Annotated in this window: 25 protein-coding genes and 2 pseudogenes; 3 read left to right on the top strand and 24 right to left on the bottom strand. The window is 34.4% G+C overall.

Translation table 11 applies throughout. The features are described from left to right. The 4 genes and pseudogenes from ABUA27_RS03185 to ABUA27_RS03170 form a co-directional block, all read right to left on the bottom strand. Positions 1-422: pseudogene (locus ABUA27_RS03185) on the bottom strand (IS21 family transposase); the annotation flags it as partial. Between the two features lie 90 nt (positions 423-512). Beyond that, positions 513-692, bottom strand: a complete 180-nt coding sequence (locus ABUA27_RS03180; RefSeq protein WP_349820216.1) for a helix-turn-helix domain-containing protein — start codon at positions 690-692, stop codon at positions 513-515. A 281-nt stretch (positions 693-973) separates the two neighbouring features. Further along, positions 974-1,093, bottom strand: coding sequence for a recombinase family protein (locus ABUA27_RS03175; protein WP_202981950.1), 120 nt, complete (start codon positions 1,091-1,093; stop codon positions 974-976). Positions 1,094-1,355: 262 nt separating this feature from the next. Further along, positions 1,356-1,745: an AlbA family DNA-binding domain-containing protein gene (locus ABUA27_RS03170; protein WP_349820215.1), complete on the bottom strand. Its 390-nt coding sequence runs from the start codon at positions 1,743-1,745 to the stop codon at positions 1,356-1,358. Positions 1,746-2,045: 300 nt separating this feature from the next. Here ABUA27_RS03170 and ABUA27_RS03165 point away from each other — a divergent pair, with 300 nt between their 5' ends. Next, entirely contained in the window at positions 2,046-3,509 is a 1,464-nt protein-coding gene (locus tag ABUA27_RS03165) for a L,D-transpeptidase family protein (RefSeq protein ID WP_349820214.1), read from the top strand. A 505-nt stretch (positions 3,510-4,014) separates the two neighbouring features. Here ABUA27_RS03165 and ABUA27_RS03160 read toward each other — a convergent pair. The 19 genes and pseudogenes from ABUA27_RS03160 to ABUA27_RS03070 all read right to left on the bottom strand — a co-directional run bounded on the left by ABUA27_RS03160 (position 4,015) and on the right by ABUA27_RS03070 (position 22,338). Then, on the bottom strand, positions 4,015-5,544 hold the full coding sequence (locus ABUA27_RS03160; RefSeq protein ID WP_287969281.1) for an NlpC/P60 family protein: 1,530 nt from the start codon (positions 5,542-5,544) through the stop codon (positions 4,015-4,017). A gap of 160 nt (positions 5,545-5,704) precedes the next feature. Beyond that, on the bottom strand, positions 5,705-6,850 hold the full coding sequence (locus tag ABUA27_RS03155) for an MFS transporter (RefSeq protein ID WP_349820213.1): 1,146 nt from the start codon (positions 6,848-6,850) through the stop codon (positions 5,705-5,707). Positions 6,851-7,221: 371 nt separating this feature from the next. Continuing rightward, on the bottom strand, positions 7,222-8,835 hold the full coding sequence (locus ABUA27_RS03150) for a hypothetical protein (RefSeq protein ID WP_349820212.1): 1,614 nt from the start codon (positions 8,833-8,835) through the stop codon (positions 7,222-7,224). Continuing rightward, the gene (locus tag ABUA27_RS03145; protein ID WP_349820211.1) at positions 8,825-9,040 is read right to left on the bottom strand and encodes a transposase; all 216 of its coding nucleotides are present in this window, start codon (positions 9,038-9,040) and stop codon (positions 8,825-8,827) included. Before ABUA27_RS03145 ends, ABUA27_RS03150 begins: the two co-directional genes overlap by 11 nt. A gap of 409 nt (positions 9,041-9,449) precedes the next feature. Then, positions 9,450-9,959, bottom strand: a pseudogene (locus ABUA27_RS03140) (DUF1016 N-terminal domain-containing protein). 125 nt (positions 9,960-10,084) lie between these two features. Continuing rightward, a complete protein-coding gene (locus tag ABUA27_RS03135) occupies positions 10,085-10,771 on the bottom strand; it encodes a M24 family metallopeptidase (protein ID WP_349820210.1) in 687 nt (228 codons plus the stop codon). A 57-nt stretch (positions 10,772-10,828) separates the two neighbouring features. Next, positions 10,829-11,146 carry an HAD family hydrolase gene (locus tag ABUA27_RS03130; RefSeq protein WP_349820217.1) on the bottom strand — a complete coding sequence of 106 codons (318 nt, stop codon included), beginning with the start codon at positions 11,144-11,146 and terminating at the stop codon, positions 10,829-10,831. A 100-nt stretch (positions 11,147-11,246) separates the two neighbouring features. After that, positions 11,247-11,600 (bottom strand): hypothetical protein, encoded by a 354-nt coding sequence (locus ABUA27_RS03125; protein ID WP_349820209.1) that lies wholly within the window; start codon positions 11,598-11,600, stop codon positions 11,247-11,249. After that, entirely contained in the window at positions 11,601-12,095 is a 495-nt protein-coding gene (locus tag ABUA27_RS03120) for a Panacea domain-containing protein (RefSeq protein WP_349820208.1), read from the bottom strand. A gap of 218 nt (positions 12,096-12,313) precedes the next feature. Further along, entirely contained in the window at positions 12,314-12,949 is a 636-nt protein-coding gene (locus ABUA27_RS03115; protein ID WP_006506819.1) for a V-type ATP synthase subunit D, read from the bottom strand. Next, positions 12,942-14,390 (bottom strand): V-type ATP synthase subunit B, encoded by a 1,449-nt coding sequence (locus tag ABUA27_RS03110; protein ID WP_022425827.1) that lies wholly within the window; start codon positions 14,388-14,390, stop codon positions 12,942-12,944. Before ABUA27_RS03110 ends, ABUA27_RS03115 begins: the two co-directional genes overlap by 8 nt. 11 nt (positions 14,391-14,401) lie before the next feature. Beyond that, positions 14,402-16,153, bottom strand: coding sequence for a V-type ATP synthase subunit A (locus tag ABUA27_RS03105; RefSeq protein WP_022425826.1), 1,752 nt, complete (start codon positions 16,151-16,153; stop codon positions 14,402-14,404). 19 nt (positions 16,154-16,172) lie between these two features. Continuing rightward, positions 16,173-16,763 carry a V-type ATP synthase subunit E gene (locus ABUA27_RS03100; protein ID WP_129980446.1) on the bottom strand — a complete coding sequence of 197 codons (591 nt, stop codon included), beginning with the start codon at positions 16,761-16,763 and terminating at the stop codon, positions 16,173-16,175. Positions 16,764-16,774: 11 nt separating this feature from the next. Beyond that, on the bottom strand, positions 16,775-17,083 hold the full coding sequence (locus tag ABUA27_RS03095) for a V-type ATP synthase subunit F (protein WP_022425824.1): 309 nt from the start codon (positions 17,081-17,083) through the stop codon (positions 16,775-16,777). Positions 17,084-17,092: 9 nt separating this feature from the next. Continuing rightward, positions 17,093-17,527, bottom strand: coding sequence for an ATP synthase subunit C (locus tag ABUA27_RS03090; RefSeq protein ID WP_006506824.1), 435 nt, complete (start codon positions 17,525-17,527; stop codon positions 17,093-17,095). 14 nt (positions 17,528-17,541) lie between these two features. Next, positions 17,542-19,440 (bottom strand): V-type ATP synthase subunit I, encoded by a 1,899-nt coding sequence (locus ABUA27_RS03085; RefSeq protein WP_287846423.1) that lies wholly within the window; start codon positions 19,438-19,440, stop codon positions 17,542-17,544. A 13-nt stretch (positions 19,441-19,453) separates the two neighbouring features. Then, on the bottom strand, positions 19,454-20,980 hold the full coding sequence (locus tag ABUA27_RS03080; protein ID WP_129980449.1) for a V-type ATPase 116kDa subunit family protein: 1,527 nt from the start codon (positions 20,978-20,980) through the stop codon (positions 19,454-19,456). 10 nt (positions 20,981-20,990) lie between these two features. Beyond that, complete coding sequence (locus ABUA27_RS03075; protein ID WP_006506827.1) at positions 20,991-22,025, bottom strand: V0D/AC39 family V-type ATPase subunit; 1,035 nt, start codon at positions 22,023-22,025, stop codon at positions 20,991-20,993. Between the two features lie 10 nt (positions 22,026-22,035). Beyond that, complete coding sequence (locus ABUA27_RS03070; RefSeq protein ID WP_187012230.1) at positions 22,036-22,338, bottom strand: hypothetical protein; 303 nt, start codon at positions 22,336-22,338, stop codon at positions 22,036-22,038. Positions 22,339-22,760: 422 nt separating this feature from the next. Here ABUA27_RS03070 and ABUA27_RS03065 point away from each other — a divergent pair, with 422 nt between their 5' ends. After that, positions 22,761-23,525 (top strand): HAD-IIB family hydrolase, encoded by a 765-nt coding sequence (locus tag ABUA27_RS03065; RefSeq protein ID WP_281080554.1) that lies wholly within the window; start codon positions 22,761-22,763, stop codon positions 23,523-23,525. Positions 23,526-23,664: 139 nt separating this feature from the next. Further along, positions 23,665-24,819 (top strand): homoserine dehydrogenase, encoded by a 1,155-nt coding sequence (locus ABUA27_RS03060; RefSeq protein WP_129980452.1) that lies wholly within the window; start codon positions 23,665-23,667, stop codon positions 24,817-24,819. 10 nt (positions 24,820-24,829) lie between these two features. On the opposite strand, the gene ABUA27_RS03055 is transcribed toward ABUA27_RS03060, so the two are convergent. Further along, on the bottom strand, positions 24,830-25,375 hold the full coding sequence (locus ABUA27_RS03055) for a CDP-alcohol phosphatidyltransferase family protein (protein ID WP_129980453.1): 546 nt from the start codon (positions 25,373-25,375) through the stop codon (positions 24,830-24,832). Positions 25,376-25,429 lie beyond the last annotated feature (54 nt).

Raw genomic sequence — 25,429 nt, 5'->3', positions numbered from 1 at the left:
AGAATCATATTCTCTTTCCAGTCACATTGTGCCATGTCAGCTGGATTAGTCTCATAGCGAGTGTCTCCTCCACCTGATGCATCACCTTTGGATGGTTTAAGCTTATGCTTCTTACAGTAAGCCTTGAAGTTTGAATATGAACCTATTTCACTATCTCCATACTGATCTATGAGGAATTCATAGACACCTTTTCTTGATATTCTGGGAATACTTAATTTTTCTATAATCAACTCCTTGTACGGGTCAAGCCTGCTTGGCTTTGCCCTGTTTCTAGGCTTTCCCTTGTAGCCTTCGTGATACTTCTTCACTGTTCTGTAATCAACGCCATACTTTCTGGCAAGATCTGCATAGTTTGGTTTACTTTTAGTAAAATCCATTACATTAAGTTCAGCTGCTAGCTGATAAAAATCATTTGAATTCATCGATATTACCTCCGGTAAGATAATATCAATAAAATGAAAAAGGACAAAATAATTATGTAGGTTTTCCAACATTCTTATGTTGTCTTTTACCTACATTTTTATTTTATCCTTAGCACTCATAAACTTTTCCCCATTTTCATGAAGCTCCTTATTATGAGCAAGATAGAAATTATAGATAAATCTGCAAGTACCTATTGTTTTACGAATCTTGACTTTCTGCTCATCTGTCGGATTTATTTCCGTCTTGAAGCTCTTCAGCAATTTCCTCATCCCTTTCTACAGTTTTTTATACTTACGATACCCATTGCAGCCTACAGGAGAACACATGAGGTATTGAAACAATATCCTGCATGAGTTCTTCATCTGATTTCTAATCTAATTATAGAACAAACGGAAAATCTATGCATTAAGTTCATCTTCATGAACGCCGTTTATTAGGCGTTAATAAAATTTAATTTTCACTAACCTATGGTTTGTGGGTATTCAAATTATGCTTTTGATTTTAGTTTCATTACTTCATCTAATAAATCGTTACACAGTTTCCATATTCTTCAATACACTGCTCTACAAGAATTCCTCTTTTGTACATTACAAAACCGTCTTAAAAATGCAACTTGATTTATTAAATCATCTTTTTGATTCTTCGTAGACACTCTGACATAAATAACCACCTAATGTTTATCATTTTCAATATTTGTACATTTGAATTGAAGATACTGATCATATGTGTAATAACGCCTATTAGTTGGAGTTCAGTTCGCTTTTAAAGTTCCTTCTCTGCCCCAACGTTATAATGTCTTAACAGATACACCAAGAAGTTCAGCAAAATCTTTTGATTTATAATTTGTGATATTGATGTGTTCATTTTAACACTTCTTCCATGAGTATATTTAAACATAACAGTCAATATATTCAGTTACTTATAGTTTTCTCCTAATCATTTCTCTCCATAGTTTTCGGTGATGAATATGGTCTATTATCTCCACCTGGACACCATATAACGATAAAATACTTATCTTGGTATTTTTCTACGCTGATTATAGGTGTATACGATGGTCTAAGAAGCTTACATTTCGCAAAAATACTTTTTTGAAAAGAATCCAGCTTTTCTGGTTGCACACCCTTTAAAGGATAAATGGGTCTTCCATTAACCTCTTGCACTTCAATAATAATATATCCACCGCCCCAATTATCAAGATCATTCGCAAATGCACATATAGTTTTCAAAGATGCTGCTGGATCCCAAGTTTGTTTTAATTCAATTCTTGCCCATTCAACAACATCGCCAGATAATAATGTTTTAATACTTGTTGGTATTGCCATATAGTCACATCCTCCATACTATTTAATACTCCAATATTTGAAGAATTGCTTATTTAAGAGAGACTATTTTCGAATCACCTACACACATTTCTGTACATTCTTTGTCACTACACACAACGTACTAACAATCACACCTCACTATTTATGCAATATTTATTCACAAATAAATAAGTTAAAACTAATTTCTTTTGTACAAGTTGTGTATTTTTAAGTCATTTCACAAATCTTGATTTACCTTTTTACAAATGTTTGCTATAATCAATGCATTAGAAGGAGTAGTGTAAGGGAGAGAAAGATAACATGACAAATATGCAGAAAAGAAATAAGATTATTGTAATTATTGTATCTGTACTCGTGATTCTTGGATTATCAGTATTCCTCTATATTCATCATATGAGTACAGCTTATAGTGATCGCTTCTTACCTTCTACTTATATTAATAATGTAAATGTAGGTAAGTTAAGTGTTGCAGATGCAGAAAAGAAGATTGCTGAAAATCAGTTAAACTACACTTTAGAAATGAAGTTTAGAAATAAGACTACCGAAACTATTTCAGCAAAAGAAATCAATATGAGTTATGTTCCTGATGGACAGGTTGAAGCGTTGTTGAAGAAACAGGATTCATTCACATGGTTCAAGAACTACTTATTTAATCATAAGGGAAATAAGAAAACTATTCAGACTAAAACTTCTTATGATGAAAATAAGTTAAAGACTGTTCTTTATGGAAAGAATCAGTTAAAGGATGAAAAACAGACAGCTCCTACAGATGCACGTATGAAGTATGAAAATGGTACTTTTACTGTAGAAAAGGAAAAAGCTGGAAATAGCTTAAATAAGGAAACTGTTTATGAAGCAGTGAATAAAGCTGTTGGTCTTCAGAAAACTAGTTTAAATGTTGCTAAAGTAAAGGATGCATATAAGGTTCCTGGAAAAACAACTGAAACTGTTAAAGCTGAAGCTGAAACATTAAAGAAATATTTAAAGACTTCTATTACTTATGAACTACCTAACAATCTGAGTGAAGTCTTAAATAGTGAAAAGATGTTAACATGGCTTGTTAAGAATGAAGATGGTACTTATAGCTATAACGAAGAAATCTGGAATAAACGTATGAAGAGCTTTGTTTATACACTTGCAGCTAAAGCCAATACTGTTGGTAAGACACATACATTTAATGCAACAGGTTTAGGTGTAAGAACTGTAGATGGTGGTACTTATGGTTATAAGATGAATCAGACAGAAGAAATCACAAAGATTAAAGAAGATTTAAATGCTGGTAAGGCTGTTAAGAGAGATCCTGCTTATAGTGCTAAAGAACAGTCTACTGAGAATTATGGTCTTGGTGGTAACTATGTTGAAATTGACTTATCTCGTCAGCATCTATGGATTTATAAGAATGGTCAGTGTGTTCTTCAGTCAGATTGTGTATCAGGTAAGATGACAAAAGATCGTTATACTCCAGCTGGTACATATTATATTTATTCTAAAGAACGTAATAGAGTATTAAGAGGTACTAAGGATCCTGCTACAGGTAAGTATCCTTATGAATCTCCTGTAAGTTATTGGATGCCATTTAACAGAGGTATTGGTTTCCATGATGCAAACTGGAGATCTAGTTTTGGTGGCAATCTTTATGTGTCTAGTGGTTCTCATGGATGTGTTAACCTTCCAGTAAGTTTTGCAGGTACTATGTACAATACTATTACAACTGGTATGCCAGTAGTCGTTTACTACTCACAAGGCTATACATTAAATGGATAAAAACATGAGTCATACACAAATGTGTATGACTTTTTTTCTGCGCTTTTATTACCATATTTTAGACTGTTTTCAATTCATGTCTTTTTATATTAAGAATAGCAAGAGTAAATGGTGCATTAAATATCATGTATAAAAGTAGCGTTGTAGATGTACAATATCCCATACAGTAGAGGCGAAGTGGACACGCAATAGAACAAAGATTGCCTAGCAATAGGTGGAGACTTAAATATCAATCTTCTTAAACGGAGGCGTAAGCATTCTAGTAGACTTGACTTCAAATACGAAGTACTAAGTCGAGGTAGTTCATAATTCTCCTAGTTTAATTATTCATGACAAAAAAGAAGTTAATAATAGAAGCGCTATCCTTGATTCACTTAATGATCCTATGATTGATTTATTCAAAAATATTATTGCATCTTTTAACAATATTCTTATCATTTACCCACAGCAGAAGTTCTCCAAACTTATGATCAACATAAAAAAAAGAAGGTTATTTTTAACCTTCTTATCTTCTACCTGCTCCTGCATAGTGTGCAGAATAATATCCACTATTTAATGAAGAAATAACTACACCTGTCTTAGAGTTTGCAGCATGGATGAACTGTCCGCCACCAATATAGATACCTACATGAGAAATACCTGATTTATAAGTTCCAGCGAAGAATACTAAGTCACCAGCTGTTAAGCCATCCTTAGATACTCTTGAAGTTCCACTATACTGAGCTGCTGCAGTTCTAGGTAATGATTTACCATTCTGACTATATACCCAAGAAGTGAATCCTGAACAGTCAAATACTGTTGGTCCAGAAGCACCCATACGATATGCACAGCCGAGTCTTGAACGTGCTGTTCCAACGATACCACCCTGTGCAGCGCCTCCGCCAAGACCACCAAAGTTATAGCTTACGCCTTTCTTGCTCTTGTAGTTCTTGTTGTTAGTTTTTACTTGTACTACTGGTGCAGCAGATACATTGATCTTTGCACTTGTTTCAGATCTATTACCAGCATTATCAGTAACTCTGTAATAAACACGATAAGCGCCAGCTTTGTTTGTATTAACAGTTCCAGTAATTTCTACTTTACCTGTTACATCACCATCTAAGTTATCGATAGCTGATGCTAAGTTTGATTTAGGATCAAATGAAGTACCATACTTCACATCTACATTATCGCTCTTTAATGTAATTGCTGGTCCAGCCATATCTGCAACTTTTACTTCATAATCATTTGAAGTCTGGTTTCCAGAACTATCTGTTGCAGTTACCTTGATTGGCTGTGAATCAGTTAGATTTCTAGTATCTACATTACCTTCTACATTAACTGTAGGGTTCACATCATAGTTATCCTTAATATCAACATAATTGTGAATATCGAAACCATCACCATAGTTAACAGTGATATTACCATTCTTTAAATTCATTTCTGGCGCAATTGTATCACCAACATTGAATGTAAAGTCTTTTTCTGCTTTATTACCTGTGTTATCTTCAACAGTTGCATGGATTACCTGTTCACCTAAAACAGATGTATCTAAGCCACGATCGAAAGTAATGAAATCAGAAACATCACCATCTACATTATCAGTTGCTTTGATGTACTGTTTTAAATCATTGTTGCCGTTTGCTTCAACATCGATTACATAACCATCATTATTTACTGATTCTAATGCAGGTGCTTCTGTATCAACAACTTTAACTTCAACTTCTTTAGTTGTTTCGTTGTTGAATGCATCCTTTACAGTAACATTAACTTTATAAGTTCCAATCTGATCCTTCTGATAAGAAGTATCATTAATTTCAGTTTTAATAACACTTACTGTATCTCTATTATCTGATACAGTGAAATCACTTGCTTTTAATTCTGTTCCGAATGGTACTTCAAGCTTATTTGAATGAACAATAGGTGCTGTTCTATCAGCTGCTGCATAACCTACTAATGCAAATGCTGAAATAGCGACTACTGGAATAAACATTGTCTTCTGAGTTTTAATACGATCTAGCATGAAATCTACAACTTCTTTAGTTTTCTTATCCATGTAATCCACTCCCTTTCTTTACGACAATGACTATTATATCACTCTGTACAAAAAAATAAAGAACTTTCTTAAGAAATTTTTAAGAAATATAAAAAATAGTTGAATATATCAACTCTTTTTTGATTAAGAATTATTTAATAATGTTGTAAGAATTATGGTATTAAGCACGTTTTTCTTTAAATGTTAAGGATAATGCTAAAGCGGTTACAATTAATACGGATAAAAACAAATAGAATGGTGTCATTGTAGAGAAGCTATCAATCAGTTTTCCACCAATTAACTGTACGACTGCAGCACCAATTCCTCTACCTACTGTTGCCTGTAAGCCAAAAGCTGTAGAGACATACTTATCTTCTACAATTTCCATGATTAATCTTACTGTAATCATAGTAAAGAGAATAGTAGATAGGCCTTTGAATACAAATACTGCCACAATTAAATTTGGATTAGGTAATGTTGCATACCAAACAAAGTTGACTATAGACATGGCACATGCAAAGAGCATGATATGTTTATATGAGAACTTCTTAATAATAAAGTCAGTTGCAAGTATTGCAGGTACTTCAAATAATGTCGCAAATAACTGGTATGTACCTACCATGGATGCTGTTCCACCTACTGATTTAATAAATACTGAGATATAAGTGAAATTAGCTGTACAAGCGCCCCAGAAGAAGAAAGAGATTAATAGGAATATAATGTACTGCTTATTCTTAAAGAGGCTCTTATAGGCTTCTTTTGAGCTATATTCTACTTTTATTTCAGTCTGCACTTCTTCTGGATCATTGACTCTTAGAATACAGATAAGAACTGTTATTGTACCAAAGAGGAAAATAACAAAGATAGAAATAGGTGCAATCACATCATAAACTAAACCACATAACTGAGCACTAATGGCATAACCAACAGAACCCCATAATCTGATCTTACCAAAGTCATAAGGTGAAGAAACACCAATTCTGTCCGTTAATGGTGTCACTGCATTAAATAAGGCAAGAATAGTCGCACTAGTAATTAATAGAATAATTAGCTGATGTGAGAACATAAAGATAACATTCATTACTACTGTAATAAATAAAGCCACTAAGGATACCTTTCTAGGTGAACGGAAGCGGTCTGCCAATGTTCCTAGATAAGGCTGAGCAAAAATTGAGAATAGTGGTGCTGATGAAGTAATAAGTGATATTTGCTGTGCATTAAAGTGAATATCACTTAAATATAAAGCAAGCATTGCATTGTAACATGCAAATGCGAAATAAAAGAAAAATGATGTACCAGCATGATACAAATAGCTGTTCTTTTTCATGTTGTCCCCTCCAATGAGTTACATTATAACTATATATAACAAAAAATCTTCAATTTTTCATATAATGTAAGGGAATTGTGAAAAAGCCTAACTCAATGAGTTAGGCTCGTTTATCAAAATCATGTCCTGGATCAAATGCTAGCACGTAGAATACACTGCCACAGTCCACTCCAACTGACTACTCCCACGGGCAAGTCCGTGGGGTTCTGATTGCCAAGTGTAGCTTGTAATCGTACATCATTTTCAGACTTTGGAGTTACAAGTGTAAATCTATTTGAATCAGAACTTTCATTACCAAGCAGTCCAACGACCACATTAACGGTAAATTTCTACTTTCATAAGGAAGTATAGTCAATCTCCCTGAATATGTTTTACGCTATCTTAATTTCGCTATTTAATACCTTGATCTCGTTAACCTTAATCCATTCGATTAGTGCTTTTTCTTTGTTGTAACACTTATCAAATTCAGAAATACATTTGTTTTTATCTATATCTTTAGTTCTGTAATCGTAACAGTATAATAGGAATGATGAATACCAGTCTCTTTGTACCTCTGTACCATCTTGTAGCTTATACATTCGGTCAGATAATCTCTTTTTAATATAGTCATCAACAGTATGGTCATATTGACTTGCTCTGTAATCATTAGATACTTCAATATATATACCACCTGATACCTTGAATTTCTGTTCTACAGCAGTTTGAAACCCAGAAGGACATCTGTTCTTTATGGATCTGCCAAAACGCTTTTTCTTATTATACTTACCCTTGCTATTGACCGTAGTTTCTTTGGTTCGTCTCATAAGCCTGCCTGCATTTTTAGGTTCTGTGATAAATACATCTCCAAGACTTCTTAAATGGTTGGCGTCTTCATTTATTGCAAGCTGTCTGTTTATGGCATTGATGCGACATAATTCAGAATGTTTTTCTTTTAATTTCTTATAATGATTAGAATATCTCCAAGTCTTGCGACCTTTTTTAACAGTGCCATCATCATTATAATTCTGCGGATTAGTTGCACGTCTTGACCTGTCCATAGCACGGTAAAGCAGACGTTCTTTTCTCTCAGAAGTCTGAATACTGTTGCCACGCTCTGAAAGATTCTTCAAGCCCACCTCAGTATCAGATGTATAAGCAACAGTCTGTGTACCAATATCAGCACCGATCATTCCTTTGCCATATTTATGTCTTGGATTGCCATGCTTGTCATATTTTGGCTTCGCTTTACCCTCGATAGTAAGATGCAGGTATACTCTGTATTTACCTCTTATCATCCTGGGAACAAGCGTAGCATAGCATGGTCTGTATGTATCTATGCAACAGCCATCTTTAATAAGAGTGTTGACAGCCCTGTCATCCAAGATCTCAGATTCGGAAAGATATGATAAAACAGCATCTACTTCATCCTGTTGAAATCTATCATTTATTTGTATTCCAAATACCATCCTGCCAAGTTTGAAATGAAGTTTATTATCTGTAACGGATATAGGTATACCACAATTTATCTGCTTTGCACGAATACAAGGCAGTTCTCCATATTTTGAGAAATGAATGGCATTGCCATTACCATATAAGCATTTTTCGGTACCATGCCATATATCTTCGGCTTTAGTCAGCGCGAATACAGCGTCTACACCATATTTCTTGCCTATTGGAATCATGGACGTTCTGCAGTATTCCCATGTAATATTATAAGCTTTCTGCATTTCATTAAGTTGTTTAGCATAAGTTTTTCGTTTATCCTTATCTTTAGAATTACCATAAAGAAAGAGTAATTTACGGTATCTCTTTGTACGCATAAGCTGGTTATAATTCTTTCTCATAAGACCAACAAGCTCATTCCCTGCTTTTCTGATTTTATTCGAAAGCTTTACAACTTTTTGTATATTAGAAGAAGACATATCAGTTTCAGCAGCTAAGATATGTCTATCAGAAAGCTTATGAAATTGTTTAAGATGTCTTTTATGCTCTTTATCAGTTATCATTTTTCTGCTCCTTAATATACTTGATTACTGTAGATACAAAATATCCTCTAGACCATAAAATACCGCATCCTGCATAGGATTGTATTAATTGTGGAAATGCCTTGAATAGTTCAATAGCACTTATATCTTTAAAAGTTCTTACAACATCACAGAAAGCAGCAGTTTGTGGTACATCTACAAAGACATGTATGTGGTCAGGCTTCACTTTAAGAGCCTTAATGTGGTAATAGATTTTTCTGTAATATCTGTTTCAATATTTCCTCTACATTACCTTTTAATACCAGAAATATGAATTTAGAATACCTGATGATGTGATACTGTATCAGATATTTTCAATACGAAGCAAGTCAAGAAATATGATACTCTCACCTTCCTCAACAGAATAGATACGTGCAGGGTTTTCAAGTTCTGTTTTCCATCCAACAGGAATGGAAATATTTATTTGTACATTGTCACTTTTAGTTCGTGCCGTTACTTATTTCCACAACTTGAATGATATGCTGAATTATTAGGATTGCACTGTTCTGCATGGTTATTATTGTTCGCTATATGTGCAGCATTATTAGGATTTTTCTGATTACAGTGATGGTTGTTTTGTTGTATGTGTGTTTATATCATAGTTGCATTTCTAATTCGTGTTCAGAGTATTCAGGTGACAATTCCGCAAAATCAAATATATATTCATCTTTTACCGCAAGCTTAGCCTGTACACTTTGCTCTACCGGAAGCGTTAAATCAAAATTCGTCTGATTCAACAAATATTTCTCATAGGTCTGTGCTTCGATAAAATTAGTTAAGATGCGTTTTGTCCATCCATATCTTTTCACCATCTGAATGTAAAATTCCCTTTGCAAATCATCCTTACACTTTTCCATAATAATGATGTTATTGCTCCAGCTAATTTCTCGCACCAATGGTGCGAGTTTTTCAGAATCACGGTAAGTTAAATAAAAATTACGCATTCACCACAGATTGGCTGCTGAATATCCCTTTGCTCTGGGAAACTCTTTTTGCAATTCTGTTGAGAGTACTTGAACAATTGATTTTCCCCAATCATTTTCTTCCTGCTGTCTATAAATTTCTTCTCCAATTTCCCAATACAAATTTACAGTTTCTGAATTGATTGATTTCAGAACCTAATACTGCTTTTTATGGATTAAATCTTTTAAATCATCCACAAGTGGTTCATATCCCACAATTTCATTCTTTCCCATGCACTTCTCCATTTCTCGCACCACTAGTGCGAGTTTTATAATTCAACCAGTTTCCCATTCTGAAAATAATAAATATTTTCTTTCTTATATCCATAGCTTGAATCAGGAATGCTTATATGCGGTTCAAAAGTAAAATATTCTACATCACTTATCTTTTGAGTATTACCCTTTTCTATATATACACGTTCATTCTTATCTTTCACAATTGAATGACCTAAGTTTCCCAAAAAATCGAGATTAACGAAACCTTCCTTCAAAATAATCTCATTAATATGATAATAGAGTTCTTCAAATGTTGTTCCTTTGCTCACAAACTCCACTAATTCATGATGCAGTCTGTCTTCCATTGCCAAGCCGTTTTTCCACTCTTCATTGGAAACTTTACATCTATCTACTACCACACCATTTTCAAGTATTATTGTTCTGGCATAGTCTCCCCAGATATTTCCACACTGAGGGCTTAAATCAATTGTCACAATATCGTTTTCTGTAATAATCCTATTACTTGTAACATAATGTTTTCCAGATACCGATACCGTAGTTTCATCTCCTGCAAATACAAAGGCTCCAATATCCCAATACCAGAAAGAATCTGCCCCTAATTCTAACATTTTCTGCTCACTTAATTTTCTTAAATGTAACAAATTCATTCCAGGCTTTATTATGGTCTTTGCATATTCAATAGTTGTCTTTGCAATTCGTTGTACTTCTCTATACTCCATAATAACCTCCACCTCAATCCGTATGTAATATCCTAATTTCTTTCCCATATTCTACAGTCAGAATCTATTATCAGACTGAAGATTTTTATCTAAAGCACATAGTAAACTTGATATACTTTCTACTCCATTAGGAATCTGTTTACCAAATCTGTTTAGCCACAAAGCATTAATGCCAACTGACGAAGCACCCTTAACGTCACTACACAAAGAATCTCCAATATGGATTACTTCATCAGCCTTCAGTCCCGTAGTTCTCAATGCAAACTCAAACAGTTCTTTCCTTGGCTTATACGCTCTAGCATCCTCTGATGTAAATACATCTGTCGGAGTCAATCCATGAAACTCTATTGCTTTCAAAATATTCGCAGTGTCTATATTTGAAACAATGTGAACTACCCATCACCTAAAGGTAATGGGCTTCAGAGAGCCTAACGGCTCTTTTTAAGAAGTTTGATATTTAAGTTTCCAGCTATTGCTAGGCAATCCTTATTCTTACAGGCGTGTCCACCTCGCCTCTACTGTATAGCCCCACAAGGGACACAACATTACTTTTACGAAAAATATTTAATGCACCATTTACATCAGCATTAAGACATTTACCATTTAAACATTGATCCACTTCAAATAAAAATTTCTGTAATTGATCAAATACTTTTTCTTCCTTGTGTTTGCCATAATACTTACTTAAGCCGTTAAAACAACATACATTGCATTTCCATAAATATTTAAAATTAATTTCCGGATGATTATTAAGATTAGCCGATTGGTTTGTCAAAACAACCTTTTCATCTTTAATTTTGCTAATATCAGTTAACTTTTTTTTACTCATTTAGTTCACTTCAATAGATTTATAATATTCCTTCATAGTAGTAGAAGAAATAACACTATGGCTACTTTCAAATTTTCCCAAGCCTTCTCTTTGTTCTAACCATGGGAGTTCTGTATGGGTTAAAGCCTCTAATTGATCAGCCCCATACTCTCCATAAGTATCCCAGACTGCTTCTAATACTTCAACCTGCTCTGGAGTAAATAGTTTTTCCATTTTAGCCATGACTTCTTCGCAATTAGTAATTTTCAACTCATGCCATCCATAGCCTTTAAAAGTTTGATATAGAGTAGGATTTACTGGACCATGTACCCATGCTTCGAATTCAGAATGATTAGCTATATCCTGATCTAAAAGAGTCAAGCTCCATGCTTCAGCATAATAACAAAGCTTTTGAATCTTCTTGTTTGACATATTTCCTTTTAACAAAAACCAATCTGCTACATCAGTAATATCTGCTTTTATTGGTTTATCCACAATTGCTATCTTTGCTGTCATGCTGTATCCCTCCATTTGAAAATTTAAATGATCCATAATTTTCAAACTCATTATAGCTTTGTACAGTAAATGATTCAACCAACTTGATATCATGTTTTTCAATTTCTGGACAAATCTCATAATTTCATACACCTCACTTTATGCTCTACTTATTTATACTGCACAAAGCGATTGTTTTCTTATTCTACATATAAAAAACTGGTACACGAGGTACCAGTCTATGCCTTTCTTTTTGCAGCTTCTTGTCTATTCTTTTGTGCTTTAATAACTTTCTGTCTTGAGAATTCTTCTCTGTCCTTTTCATCCAAGGCTTCTGTAATCATCTTTACAGTCGCTTCAAAACGTGGGATAGAGATGTTCTGTAATGCGTTAGCACGCTTTTGTGTCTTACGAATATTATTCGCTAGACGATATACAGAGTTTTCTACTTCTGCAAGCTTTACTGTCATTTCTTTTACATGATAGAAACAGATATAAGCATAGTCTACCTTAGAGTTCGCACGTTCAAAACCATAACCAACTCTTAATGGTGTTTTCTCATATTCAATCTTAGGCAATTCTACACCCATAACTGAACGATACTTAACACTAATACCTTCATCAATAGGTACACCTTCTACAACATCAGAAATAATACCTAAAGATTCATTTGCTTCACGTAATGCTGCATAAGCACGATCATAAGAATCAGTGATGTCATCACGGATTTCTTTTACATCATCAAGTAATGACATCATTTCTTTAATTAAGACATTTCTTTTCTTATCGAGCAGGTCATAACCAAGTCTAGCAAGTTCAAGAGACTTCTTGGTTGCCATCAAATTCCCTTTAGTAGGGACAACCTGATTAGCCATTAGTTACAGCGTCTTTCAATTCTTTGATGACTACATCTTCGTGTAAATTAAATTCTTTGACTGCTTTTTCATGATCATAGAATTTATCTACAACAGCATTATCAATACGGTCCAATGTATTCTTTGGAAGAACTGATAATAGTAACCATCCAAGGTCTAGGGTTTCTTCGATAGATCTATTTGTATCGAATCCCTGATTAAGGAAGTGCTGCTCGAAAAGACGACCAAATTCCATATATTTCTTATCAGCTTCTGATAATTCATCTTCACCGATAACTGATGTTAATGACTTAACATCCTGTACATGGGCATAACATGCAAATAACTGGTTGGCAACATCCTGGTGGTCAGCTCTTGTAAAGCCTTCACCGATACCATCCTTCATAAGTCTTGAAAGTGATGGAAGAACACCAACTGGTGGATAAATACCAGTCGCATTTAATTCAGGATCAAGAGTAATCTGTCCTTCTGTGATGTAACCAGTTAAGTCAGGAACTGGGTGTGTAATATCGTTGTTAGGCATTGTAAGGATTGGAATCTGTGTAACAGAACCCTTAGCGCCCTTTGCAATACCAGCTCTTTCATATAATGAAGCAAGGTCAGAATAAAGATAACCTGGATAACCTTTACGACCTGGGATTTCACCTTTACTTGAAGAGAATTCACGTAATGCTTCACAATAAGAAGTAACATCAGTATAAATTACAAGAACATGCATATCATGTTCAAATGCTAGATATTCAGCAGCAGTTAATGCACAACGAGGTGTTAAGATACGTTCGATGATTGGGTCATTAGATAAATTCATGAACATAACTACTCTCTGCATAACCCCTGCTTCTTCGAATGATCTTCTGAAGTAGTTAGCTACATCATTAGTAACACCCATTGCAGCAAAGACAACAGCGAAGCCTTGTCCTGCTTCATCGGCAATTTTAGCCTGTTTTACAATCTGTACAGCTAACTGGTTATGAGGTAAACCAGAACCTGAGAAGATTGGTAGCTTCTGACCTCTAATTAGAGTCATTAGACAGTCAATAGAAGAAATACCTGTGTTGATATAGTTTCTTGGATATACACGAGAAACTGGGTTAAGAGGCTGACCATTGATATCAGCACTCTTTTCAGCATAAATATCTCCAAGACCATCAATTGGTCTACCTGCACCAGAGAAGACACGGCCAAGCATTTCCATTGATAATGGTAATTCCATTGGATGACCTAATAGTCTTGTCTTAGTATTCGCAAGTGATAAAGCGTTAGTTCCTTCAAATACCTGAACAACAACTCTTTCACCTTCAATTTCTACAATACGACCAGAACGTGTTGAACCATCTTTTAACTGTAGTTCAACCATTTCATCATAAGATGCATCTTTAACGTGATCTAATACGACGAGTGGTCCATTAATTTCACTTAAACCTACATATTGAAGTGCCATGTTACCCCCCCTTAGTCAATAGATGCACAAATTGCATCAATCTTCTTATAATAGTAATCAAATTTACTTAAATCATTATTAGGTACATCATATTTCATCTTAACAACTTCATCGAAGATACCTGTTTCAATGATTGTACGAATAGGTTTACCCTGAGCAACAACCTGCTGACAACGGTTATTTAAGTAAAGGATTACTTCCATCATCTTAAGCTGTTTTTCAAGTGGTACATAAGTATCATCTTTATGGAAAGCGTTCTGCTGTAAGTAACCTACACGAACTACTCTGGCTACTTCAATAACAAGCTTCTGATCATCTGGTAAAACGTCAGAACCCATTAACTGTACGATTTCCATTAATTTAGTTTCTTCTGCAAGAATAGAAGCTAATTCTTGTCTATCTCTCATGAATTTAGGATCAACATTCTTTGAATACCATCTTTCAAGATCTGGAATATATTCTGAATAAGATAAGTTCCAGTTGATAGCGAAATAGTGTCTTGCATAAGCTAATGCTTTATCAAGAGCCCAGAATGTACGTACGAAACGTTTAGTATTCTGAGTAACTGGTTCTGAGAAGTCAGAACCCTGTGGAGATACGGCACCGATGATTGTAACTGAACCATTTGTGTTATTTAAGTTCTCCATATAACCAGCTCTTTCATAGAACTGAGATAATCTAGAAGGTAAGTAAGCTGGGAAACCTTCTTCTGCTGGCATTTCTTCAAGACGACCAGAGATTTCTCTTAAGGCTTCAGCCCAACGAGATGTTGAGTCAGCCATGATAGCAACATGGTAACCCATGTCACGATAATATTCAGCAAGTGTTACACCTGTATAAATAGATGCTTCACGGGCAGCAACTGGCATGTTAGATGTATTCGCAATGAGGACAGTTCTGTCTACTAATGGCTTACCACTCTTAGGGTCAACGAGTTCACGGAATTCTTCAAGAACCTGAGTCATTTCGTTACCACGTTCACCGCAACCTACATAGACGATAATATCGGCATCACACCATTTAGCAAGCTGATGCTGAGTCATTGTCTTACCAGTACCGAATCCTCCTGGGATTGCAGCTGTTCCACCTTTTGCGATAGGGAACAATGTATCGATAACACGCTGACCAGTAACTAGTGGCATACTGATAGGTAAACGTTTGTTGACTGGACGAGGTGTCTTGATTGGCCATTTCTGAGTTAATGTACATTCATGAGCTACACCTTCATCATCAGTGAAGACCATAACTACATCATTGATTGTATACTGACCATTTTCTTTTACTTCAGTAACTGTACCTGACATACCTGGCATAACCATACATCTATGTTCGATCATGTCTGTTTCAGGAATCTTGGCATATACAGTACCACCTTCAACATGGTCACCTACTTTAACAGTTAAAGTGACATCCCATAATTTCTTTGTATCTAGTGGTTCTACAGCACTACCTGTAGGAATGAAAGCACCACTTTCTTTTGCGATTTCTTCTAGTGGTCTTTCAATACCATCATAAATATTTCTTAAGATACCAGGACCAAGTGTTACAGAAATAGGCTGACCTGTTGGGAATACTGGTTCACCTGGTTTAAGACCTGTAGTTGTTTCATAAACCTGGATAGTAGTAAATTCTTTAGTAATAGAGATAACTTCACCCATTAATTTACTGTTACCTACATACACCATTTCAAGCATTGAAAAGGCATCTGTATCTTTTACTTTAACAACCGGGCCGTTGATTGAATAAATTAAATTTTCTTTCAACTTGTTTATCCCCCTTCTTTTATTTATTAATGATTAAACCAGAATGCTGGTTGAACCATTCTTTCTGATTCTTTAATGCGAATTCTAATGTTTCATCATGAACAATAGAACTTTCTGTGTTTTCAACAATTAAACCACCAATAGTGATATCTCCAGCTTTCACTTCAGCATCACCATAAGCAGCTTTTAAATCATCAGCAAGACCTAAGTCTTCTTCTTTTACATAAATAACTGAATGAGGCATATAATCACCTGCAAGTTTCTTAGCCTTGTTGACCATGAATTCTTTGTATTCAGGTGTTTTTGTAAATGCGACTAATTCTTCTCTCGCATTCTTGAAGATTGTAGCCACATACTCATCACGTTTATTAATAAGCTTTTTCTGTCTCTCAACATGGGATTCAGAAATTTCTGCAGCTGATTCTGACTGCATTTCATCTAATTCCTGTTTAAGTCTTAAATCTGCATCTTTCTTAGCTTCAGCACGCATAGAAGAATAAGCTTCTTCTTCCATCTTCTTTACTTCAGCCATGATTGCATCGACTTCTCTTTGAGACTGTTTTTCAATCTCATTCTTCATTGAGAGAAATACTTCTTGATTTTCTTCCATTGTATACTCTCCTATAGCTTAACGCCTATTGCCTCAGAGACATAACCATCGATGGCTTCACCAATCTTAGAGTGTCCATGACGGTCAGGAATCTCTGTAATAAGAGGCTTTGGCTGTTTTAATTTAATTTCTGAGATAATATCAGGACAAAGTTCAATTAACTTAGTAGTGACCAAGATAATTGCGATTTCAGGATCTCTCATCTTATTTTCAAGTAAGCTTAAGAAATCATGACGGGTATGAACAACTTTGCCTTCAATACCCACGAGTCTTAGACCAGTGAGGGTATCGATATTATCACTGATCAGAAAGAACTTCATAGTAATCTCCTATAGTGTGTTGATAATTAAGATTGAGATTAATAGACCATAGATGGCAACACCTTCACCTAAGGCAACGAAGATCAATGATTTACCGAAGTTTTCAGCATTTTCAGAGAATGCACCAATTGCAGCAGGAGCAGCAGCAGCTACGGCAATACCAGCACCAAGAGCAGATAAACCAGTTGCAAGAGCAGCACCAATGAAACCAAGACCCTGAGCGATAGAACCAGTCATCTTGTCAGCACCAGCAGCTAATACTGGGCTATTTGCATATGTAAGGAATAATACAAGTGCTACAGCACCAAAGAAACCACAGATATGAGTACCAAGACGCATTTTAGCGCTCTTAGCAGTAACTTTACCTTTGAATACATTTACTAGTGGTAAAGATAATAATACAACAATTAATGCAGGGATAATGAATGTTAAGATAGTAGTCATTTTTTCTTCCTCCGTTATTCTAGACTTTCTTTCATAGATACAAATGGTTTACCATTACCTTCATAGTAACGACTGAATAATTCATAGAATTCAAGACGTAATACCTGGATACCGACAATTAATCCTTCTAGACACATTACAAATGCGTTACCAATAATTAGAACGATAATATAACCGAATCCACCAACCATTTCAGCTAGTGTGTAAACAACAAGCATCATACCAGCGTGTGATAAGACGAAACCGCCGACACGTAGGAATGACATAGTGTTGGCAACAAATGTCAACAATACTTCGATCATCTCGAAGAATGATTCAGTAAAGAAGTTACCAAATCCATGTGGGAACATCTTCTTACCTTCAAGTTTGTAAGTAAGAGGTTCTTTTAAGAAGATCATTACAAGTGGGGCAATGATAAAGATTGCGACATAGATACCCATTGGGATATTTAAGCCAAGGTTTAATAACATATTCATTGCGAGTACTAATACTGCAACATAGAATATTAAACCAGCGACACCATTTTGAGAGAATAATAATTCTCCCCAATGTTTCTTCTTTAAATTTAAATAGATATTGAATAGGATTGAGATGATGATTAAACATACACCTACACCAATTGCAACACCTAATAGCGTCATAGTATTTTCAGATGCCATTGGTGCAAAGAATGGAACGAGGATTTCTTCTGATCCAAATACTGAACCAAAGATTACACCAAATATTGCAGATGAAATACCAATACGCATACCTACTTCACCAAGCTTCATGCCTTTTAATTTATAAGCAAGGAAACCAATGATTGAAAGCAGGATACCTTGACCAACATCGGCGAACATCATACCGAATAAGAATGTATATGTTACCGCAACGAAATTTGTTGGGTCAAAGTCTGTGTAAGATGGAACACCATACATCTCAACGAACATCTTGAATGGTCTTGAGAACCAGTTGCTCTTGAGTTTTGTAGGTGGATAAAGTCTTGAATCTCCCATTGCTGGTTTGATTTCAACATGCACCTTGTCCATCTGTTCAAGTTCTTCTTTTAAAGAGTGTGCATAATGTTTATCACAGAAACCATAGATAGCAGCATTGTTTCCAAATACCACGACATATCTCTGTGCTTCACTTGTCTTATTAAGTTCCTGACATGAAGCATAAATGATTGATAAATCTTTTTCTTTTTTACTGAATAAATCTCTTAATTTACCATCACATTGCTTGATAGAGGCTTCTGCAGTTGCATTCTCTTCTTCAATAATTTCTAATGATTCACCTGGAGTTCCATGAAGGAATTCAGGAATATGAATACGTTCAAAGAATAATGAAGAGAATATGTTATCTATTTCAGGAGCATTAGAAGGAGATGTTATATAGAAACAATAACATGTCTTTGCATCCTGATAGATTGATTTAAATAAGAATTCCTGTGAATCATAATAAGATAACTTATCAAGATTCATTGTAGGTAACTTACCAAATCTAACCTGAATATATTCGCTTGAGAAAAGGTCATCGAAGTCTATATCGAGATCCTTCATATATTTCAAGTACTTTTTGGCCTGATTGTTTTCATCAATCATAACCTGTAATTCATTTTTAACACGTGAGATTTTGTTTGCTTCATCAAGACATTCGCAGAAGTAATCATCTGCTTCTACAATATTGATGATCTGAGGCTTTTCTGATGTATTGATATGAATACCATACTTTTCAGTTGCTTCATCCATACGTCCTAATAAATCAGCATAAGGATTATCCTTATTCATGACCTTAAGACCTCTTACTGAATCCACAAACTTTGATGCTGGCTCTGGATGAAATTTTTCTGAATCAACAAGCTTAGATAATACTTCATCACTCATTGTTTCAGGGAATTCTATCTCAACGAGCTGCAGTTTTGAGATAGCCATAGTATCCTCCCTTCTATTGTTTCTTATCGAGCGCTTTCTTAATGAAGTTCAATACAATGCCTAATACAAGTACAACAACTAATGGTAAATAAGAGACATGCCAAGTTGTATCTACAGCAATTGCAACATAAGCAGCTACTGCAAGTCCCATGACGATGCCAACGACACCCTTGATAGAGAATACCTTATTAATCATTGATTGTTCGTTATAGATAGCTTTTACTTTACCAATGCAGAACTGTCCTACAATAAGTAAGAGAATCGCATTAATGAAGCGCTGATAACTAAATGCATCTGCAACAGGGATTACTGATGGATAAAGATGAATACTATAGAAAGCATCACCATAAATTAAACCTCCCACAAAAGATGCAATACCAAGAACATTAATCATCTTTCCTGAAGTTTTCTTTCTCATAAGTAATCCAAGTAATACAAGCACAACACCTAAACCAATATCACCTAGCATTAATGCAAATACTAAGATAAATAGTACTGCAGTTGCTAAAGTAGTATCCACATGATCACTCTGTTTAACTTTAGAGATCGCTTCAAATGGTTTAGCCCATGGATAGTTATTAGTAAGTGTTGGTGCAATAATCTGCTGATCACCATAAATATCTGCAGGCAAGTCCTGATATTCTACGTTGTACTTTTCAAAAGCCTTCTTAATATCTTTAGCGACTCTTACAGGTACAAATCCATAGATAGCATATTTAGATTGATAATCAACAACAAACACTTTGAATTCTTCAATTCTAGCAGCAAAAGTAAGATCAGCAAACATCTTTAATAATTCTTCTTCATGTGCATCTCTAATACCTTCTAAACGGCTGTCTGCTTTACGAATAGAAGCATTCATACTTTCAATTTCTTCTAGTAATTCCTTCTTTGCGTCTTCCATTCTACCATGAACGAAATCAGGAATTTCAATTTCTTCAAAGCCAACTGACTGGAAGATGTTATCTACCTTTAAGATAGCTGCCTTAGTTGTCATATAAAGACAATAAACACTTTTAGCATCTTCACCAAGATCTAAGAACATAATTGACTGTCCTCTATAGTAGTCAAGTTTGTCTTTGTTTCTTCTAGGAATACGGCCAAATCTTGCTTCCATATATTCGCATTCTTTAACCTCATCCATATTTAATTCTGTATTAGAAAGACCTTCTAGGATTTCATAAGCAGCCTGGTTCTGTCCACGTTCAGTCACAAATTCTTCTTTAATATCAAGATATTGCTTTACTTCTTTTGTCACATCATCGAGTGCCTTACGATAATCTTCTTTTGCGAAATGAATAGATCCTTCTTTTACACTTGATGTATCAAGCTTTACATGTTCAGCAAGCTCTTTTAATTCATCAAGCATGTTCTTATAATCCTCATCAGGTGTCATTGTAAATACATCTTTAACGTTATTTACAATCTTTGTAGCTGGCTGAGGATAAAAATACTTTGTTTCTTTTAACTGACATAAAACCTCTTTTAAGTATTTCTTATCAAAGGTCATGTCCAGCAATTCCATTTCTTCTATTGCCATGTTATTCCCCCTAGTAGATAAGCAGCTGGGCTATTTTTTCAGCCTCTTCACCATATCTTAAACCTTCAATGATATGTTTTAGATTTTCAACTTCATTTTCGAATACAATCAGATATGTCATGTAAACCATGGCAGCATCTGTAGTAAATCTCATATATCTCTTTGCAAGATTATATTTGATTTTATCTGTATAGTATTCAATATAAACGAATTCCTGATCATCCACATATAACTTGTAAGGTGATGAAGCAAGCTTTTTTAAGAACTCCTCTGCATCTTTTGTTTCAATCAATTCATTCATTACTGATTGTGGAATACGTGAGTAATCCAAGATCAACTGTTTCTTGATTTGTTCAGGCTTAGAATTAAAGAATCGTTTAAATCTATAGATCTTCGTAATATTTTCTAACTCAATCTGAGTATAGATCATAGTAAGTAGATCCTTCTGTTTTTTACCTTTAAATGTAGATTTCACTGTTTCAACGAATAACTTATAGTAAGCACGTTTGAAATCAAGTTCCATCATGTTTGTATCGATCTTCTCATCATCTACAGGCATATATTTCTGTAATATATGGTAATAACGTGTTTTCTCCATATATCTTAATAATGATGGATAATCCTCAATACTTAACAAGCCATAAAGATCAAACGTTGAATAACGAGGTAGGTATGAAGGTATATCTAATTCAGAATTCAATGTTTCATCACTATTGAATAAACGTACTTTACTCAATAGTACAGCTATTTCACGTCTAATAATACCTAGCTGATAAAACTTCTGGTCACCCTTAGGTGCATAATGAATCAATCTTATAGCACGTAAGAATTCCTCTTCATCAAGAAGTGATTCCAACTGTCCTCTATGAATGTTTGTTTCTTTCAAACCTTCAAGAATAGGACCATATGCTGTTTCACTCTTTAAGTAACTGACAACATCGTTGACAGTTCTTTTCTTTAAAAGTTCATCATAGCTTTCAGGAGTGAGATGTTTACCATACATAGATCTTGCTTTAGCAAGAACTGCATTAGATGAAAAACTCATAATCTCACCTCTAAACTTCTTTACATCTGTCTACGATAGATGCAACCCACTCCTCCTTGTGGGCTTCATAAAGGCTGGTGATCTTCTCAACAGAAGAATTGTAATCCTCTTCATTCTTCTTCTTTGTTGCGTCAATTCTTTCCTGTAACTCTTTCTTCTTTGCATCAAGTGTAACCTGATACTCTTTAACGAAAGAATCGTAGATTTCCTTCTTCTTACTGTTCATATCTGCAGTTGTATCCTGTCTCTTCTTTTTGGCATCTTTTACAGCCTGAGCACATCTGTGGTCTACAGCTATGATATCAAGAATCATTTTATCCAATCCACATACCTCCTTCTTTTTGATTCTCTAGGATAATACTCCTAAAAATTTTAAAATTCAACCAAAAACAATTCATCGTGATAAAAAAGCGTCATCTATATCAAACAGACATATTCAGACATATCAAATGTATATGTATCATGGTTGATGAATCCATTATACTCTTAATTTTGTAAAGCGTTAACATGTTTTTTTGTGAAATAACGAACATAATGGATATCTTTTTTAGGAAATAGGCAATATGACCATAAGTCATTTATTTCATACCTATTTTCTGCATTAGTTATACACCTATCGTATGAATGCAACAATAAACAAATATCCACCTTTGTTTAATGTAAGCGTTTTATGTCACTTTACTATGGCTTTTTTTATCTATTTTCCTTATTCTTATATATATAGGAGAGAAAAAGATGAAAATTTTGGCGAGTGATTTTGATAATACATTATTTTTTAGTGATGGTGTACACAAGGAAGATGTAGAAGCGATTCGTACATTCCAGAAACAGGGAAATCTATTTGGATTATGTACAGGAAGACAGTTAGAAGGAATTAAATATCCTTTTGGTGGGGATAGAGAGCATCCATTAACTGAGATAGACTTTGATTTCTATATTACTTTAAGTGGTGGTGTGATCTTTAATAAGAAAGAAGAAATCATTTTTGAGAAATCAATTCCTATGAATATAGTAAGAGAAATCTCAGAAGCGATTCCTGTACATATGTCTATTGTATATAAGGATGAGATTTATATGTATCGTCCAGAAGATGAAAGCTGGGGAATTACTATTGATTCTTTGGATGAACTTACATTTAATGATTCAGACGCATTCTCATTTCATTTTCCTGAAGGGGATTTAGAGGATGCGAAAAAGGCCATGGATTATATTAATGAATATTATAGTGATACATGTGCGGCATTCCAGAATAAAAATCATGTGGATGTATGTGGTGTAGGATGTTCTAAGGGAACAGGAGTTAATCATGTTGTAGATTATTTTAATATTAATGAGAGTAACGTATATGGTATAGGAGATTCATGGAATGATCTTCCTTTATTAGATAGTGTCAAACATGGTTATACATTTACTTATGCCCCAAATGAACTTAAAGATAAAGCTGAAAAGGTTGTAGAAAGCTTAAGTGAAGCTATTCAGGATATTTTAAAAGAGGATTAATTCCTCTTTTTTTGTTTAATTTCTAAATATTCTAATATTTATCGCATATTATACAAATTTTAACTCATGGATAATTGACAGCATTATATGAATATGGTAAATTTTATACAATTCTAATACTATTGGGGAGGAATTTTAAATGATTATTGGTGTTATTGGTCTAGGAACTGTTGGTTTCGGAACTGTAGATATTCTTACAAAAGAAAAAGAAAGACTCGAAAAAACAATTGGGGAAGAAGTAGTCGTTAAGTACGGTTGTGCACTTGAGGATGTAGACCTTCCTGATGGTATTATTTATACACAGGATTATCATGAAGTCATCAATGATGAAGATGTGGATGTTGTAGTAGAACTTATTGGTGGTACTACTATCGCAAAGAAGATCATCTTAGATGCATTAAATAAGAAGAAGCATGTAGTAACTGCAAATAAAGCTCTTATTGCCCATGATGCGAAAGAACTCTTTACTGTTGCCAGAGAAAATGGTGTCAACCTTTATTATGAAGCAAGTGTTGGTGGAGGTATTCCAGTTGTTGTACCTGCTAAGGAAGATCTAGTAGCAAACAATATTAATAAGGTTGAAGGTATCTTAAATGGTACAACCAACTTCATTCTCACTTTAATGGAAAGAGATAATCTTGATTTTGAGGAAGCATTGAAGATTGCTCAGAATCTTGGTTATGTAGAAGCCAATGCTGCACTAGATTTAGATGGTTATGATGCAGCACATAAAATCTATATTCTTACTATGAATGCTTTTGGTACATTCTTTGATTTTGATAAGATCAAATGTACTGGTATTCGTAATGTCACTAAGAAAGATATGGATTATGCAAAGAAGCTTGGTTATAGAATTAAGTTGATTGCGATGAGTAAAAAACTAGAAAATGGTTTAGGTATTGATGTATCTCCTACTCTCGTTCCAATGAGTGAAATTGTAGGTAATGTCATGGATGCTTATAATGTAGTAGAAATTACATGTGATTATCTAGAAAACGTATTATTCTATGGTAAGGGTGCAGGACGTTATGTCACTGCAAGTGCTGTAGTGGCTGATATTATTAAGACAGCTAAGAAAGATGTATGGACACATGATTATGATTATACTGAAAACGTCTATCCTATTACATCTTCTAAGTATTATGTAAGAAGTGAACAGCCACTCAATTTAAATTATGATGAATACTATTCATTTGGTGAAGATCATATTTATATTACTGATAAAGTAGAACTTAAAGATTTAGAAGACGCTTTAAAGGATACTTCAGCAACATATTTCAAAGTAAGAAGCTAAAAGGTGGGATTTAACCCACCTTTTTTAGTATGTTGATATTCTCTTTTGCATATAGATAGAATGATAGAAGAATAAGAAGTGTAGAGATAATTGTAAGAACAATAGAAAAAGTATAGGAAATCTTATAGAAGACAATATGCACAATAATCATAAAATCTAACATGCATGTAGCAACTTTACCATGCCACACTGCCCCATTTACTTCTCCTGTTTTTTTAATAACAACCATACCAATACAACTCATAAACAGTTCTTTAATAAGAATGCATATGAAAGGAATAACAAGCCATCTAAAGCGTGTCATAAGACATAGAAGTACTACTGCTTGGGTTGCTTTATCCGCTACAGGATCAAGTATTTTACCTAGATCACTCATCATATTAAATGTGCGAGCTATATATCCATCTAACAAATCAGACAGGCCTGATATAACCAATAATATTCCTGTTAAGACATAATCCTTTTGGTTTATATACATATATACAATTACCGGCAACAGCAACAATCTGAACATAGATAATATATTAGGTATTGTGAATATATTCTTATTTCTCATTCTATCACTTCCTTATTATTAATACTAAAGTGTATAGCATGAATTATCAATATA

Source organism: Catenibacterium sp. RTP21428st1_D7_RTP21428_210409, from assembly GCF_040227455.1.
Lineage (GTDB): Bacteria > Bacillota_I > Bacilli_A > Erysipelotrichales > Coprobacillaceae > Catenibacterium > Catenibacterium mitsuoka_A.
Note: the sequence above shows the minus strand (reverse complement) of the source record. Positions and strands in the feature narration are given on the sequence as shown.

Coding starts and splice junctions, on each gene's coding strand:
- ABUA27_RS03180 (WP_349820216.1), bottom strand. CDS start 692: ATGAGGAAATTGCTGAAGAGCTTCAAGACGGAAATAAATCCGACAGAT.
- ABUA27_RS03170 (WP_349820215.1), bottom strand. CDS start 1,745: ATGGCAATACCAACAAGTATTAAAACATTATTATCTGGCGATGTTGTT.
- ABUA27_RS03165 (WP_349820214.1), top strand. CDS start 2,046: ATGACAAATATGCAGAAAAGAAATAAGATTATTGTAATTATTGTATCT.
- ABUA27_RS03160 (WP_287969281.1), bottom strand. CDS start 5,544: ATGGATAAGAAAACTAAAGAAGTTGTAGATTTCATGCTAGATCGTATT.
- ABUA27_RS03155 (WP_349820213.1), bottom strand. CDS start 6,850: ATGAAAAAGAACAGCTATTTGTATCATGCTGGTACATCATTTTTCTTT.
- ABUA27_RS03150 (WP_349820212.1), bottom strand. CDS start 8,835: ATGATAACTGATAAAGAGCATAAAAGACATCTTAAACAATTTCATAAG.
- ABUA27_RS03135 (WP_349820210.1), bottom strand. CDS start 10,771: ATGGAGTATAGAGAAGTACAACGAATTGCAAAGACAACTATTGAATAT.
- ABUA27_RS03125 (WP_349820209.1), bottom strand. CDS start 11,600: ATGAGTAAAAAAAAGTTAACTGATATTAGCAAAATTAAAGATGAAAAG.
- ABUA27_RS03120 (WP_349820208.1), bottom strand. CDS start 12,095: ATGACAGCAAAGATAGCAATTGTGGATAAACCAATAAAAGCAGATATT.
- ABUA27_RS03115 (WP_006506819.1), bottom strand. CDS start 12,949: ATGGCTAATCAGGTTGTCCCTACTAAAGGGAATTTGATGGCAACCAAG.
- ABUA27_RS03110 (WP_022425827.1), bottom strand. CDS start 14,390: ATGGCACTTCAATATGTAGGTTTAAGTGAAATTAATGGACCACTCGTC.
- ABUA27_RS03100 (WP_129980446.1), bottom strand. CDS start 16,763: ATGGAAGAAAATCAAGAAGTATTTCTCTCAATGAAGAATGAGATTGAA.
- ABUA27_RS03095 (WP_022425824.1), bottom strand. CDS start 17,083: ATGAAGTTCTTTCTGATCAGTGATAATATCGATACCCTCACTGGTCTA.
- ABUA27_RS03090 (WP_006506824.1), bottom strand. CDS start 17,527: ATGACTACTATCTTAACATTCATTATCCCTGCATTAATTGTTGTATTA.
- ABUA27_RS03085 (WP_287846423.1), bottom strand. CDS start 19,440: ATGGCTATCTCAAAACTGCAGCTCGTTGAGATAGAATTCCCTGAAACA.
- ABUA27_RS03080 (WP_129980449.1), bottom strand. CDS start 20,980: ATGGCAATAGAAGAAATGGAATTGCTGGACATGACCTTTGATAAGAAA.
- ABUA27_RS03075 (WP_006506827.1), bottom strand. CDS start 22,025: ATGAGTTTTTCATCTAATGCAGTTCTTGCTAAAGCAAGATCTATGTAT.
- ABUA27_RS03070 (WP_187012230.1), bottom strand. CDS start 22,338: ATGATTCTTGATATCATAGCTGTAGACCACAGATGTGCTCAGGCTGTA.
- ABUA27_RS03065 (WP_281080554.1), top strand. CDS start 22,761: ATGAAAATTTTGGCGAGTGATTTTGATAATACATTATTTTTTAGTGAT.
- ABUA27_RS03060 (WP_129980452.1), top strand. CDS start 23,665: ATGATTATTGGTGTTATTGGTCTAGGAACTGTTGGTTTCGGAACTGTA.
- ABUA27_RS03055 (WP_129980453.1), bottom strand. CDS start 25,375: ATGAGAAATAAGAATATATTCACAATACCTAATATATTATCTATGTTC.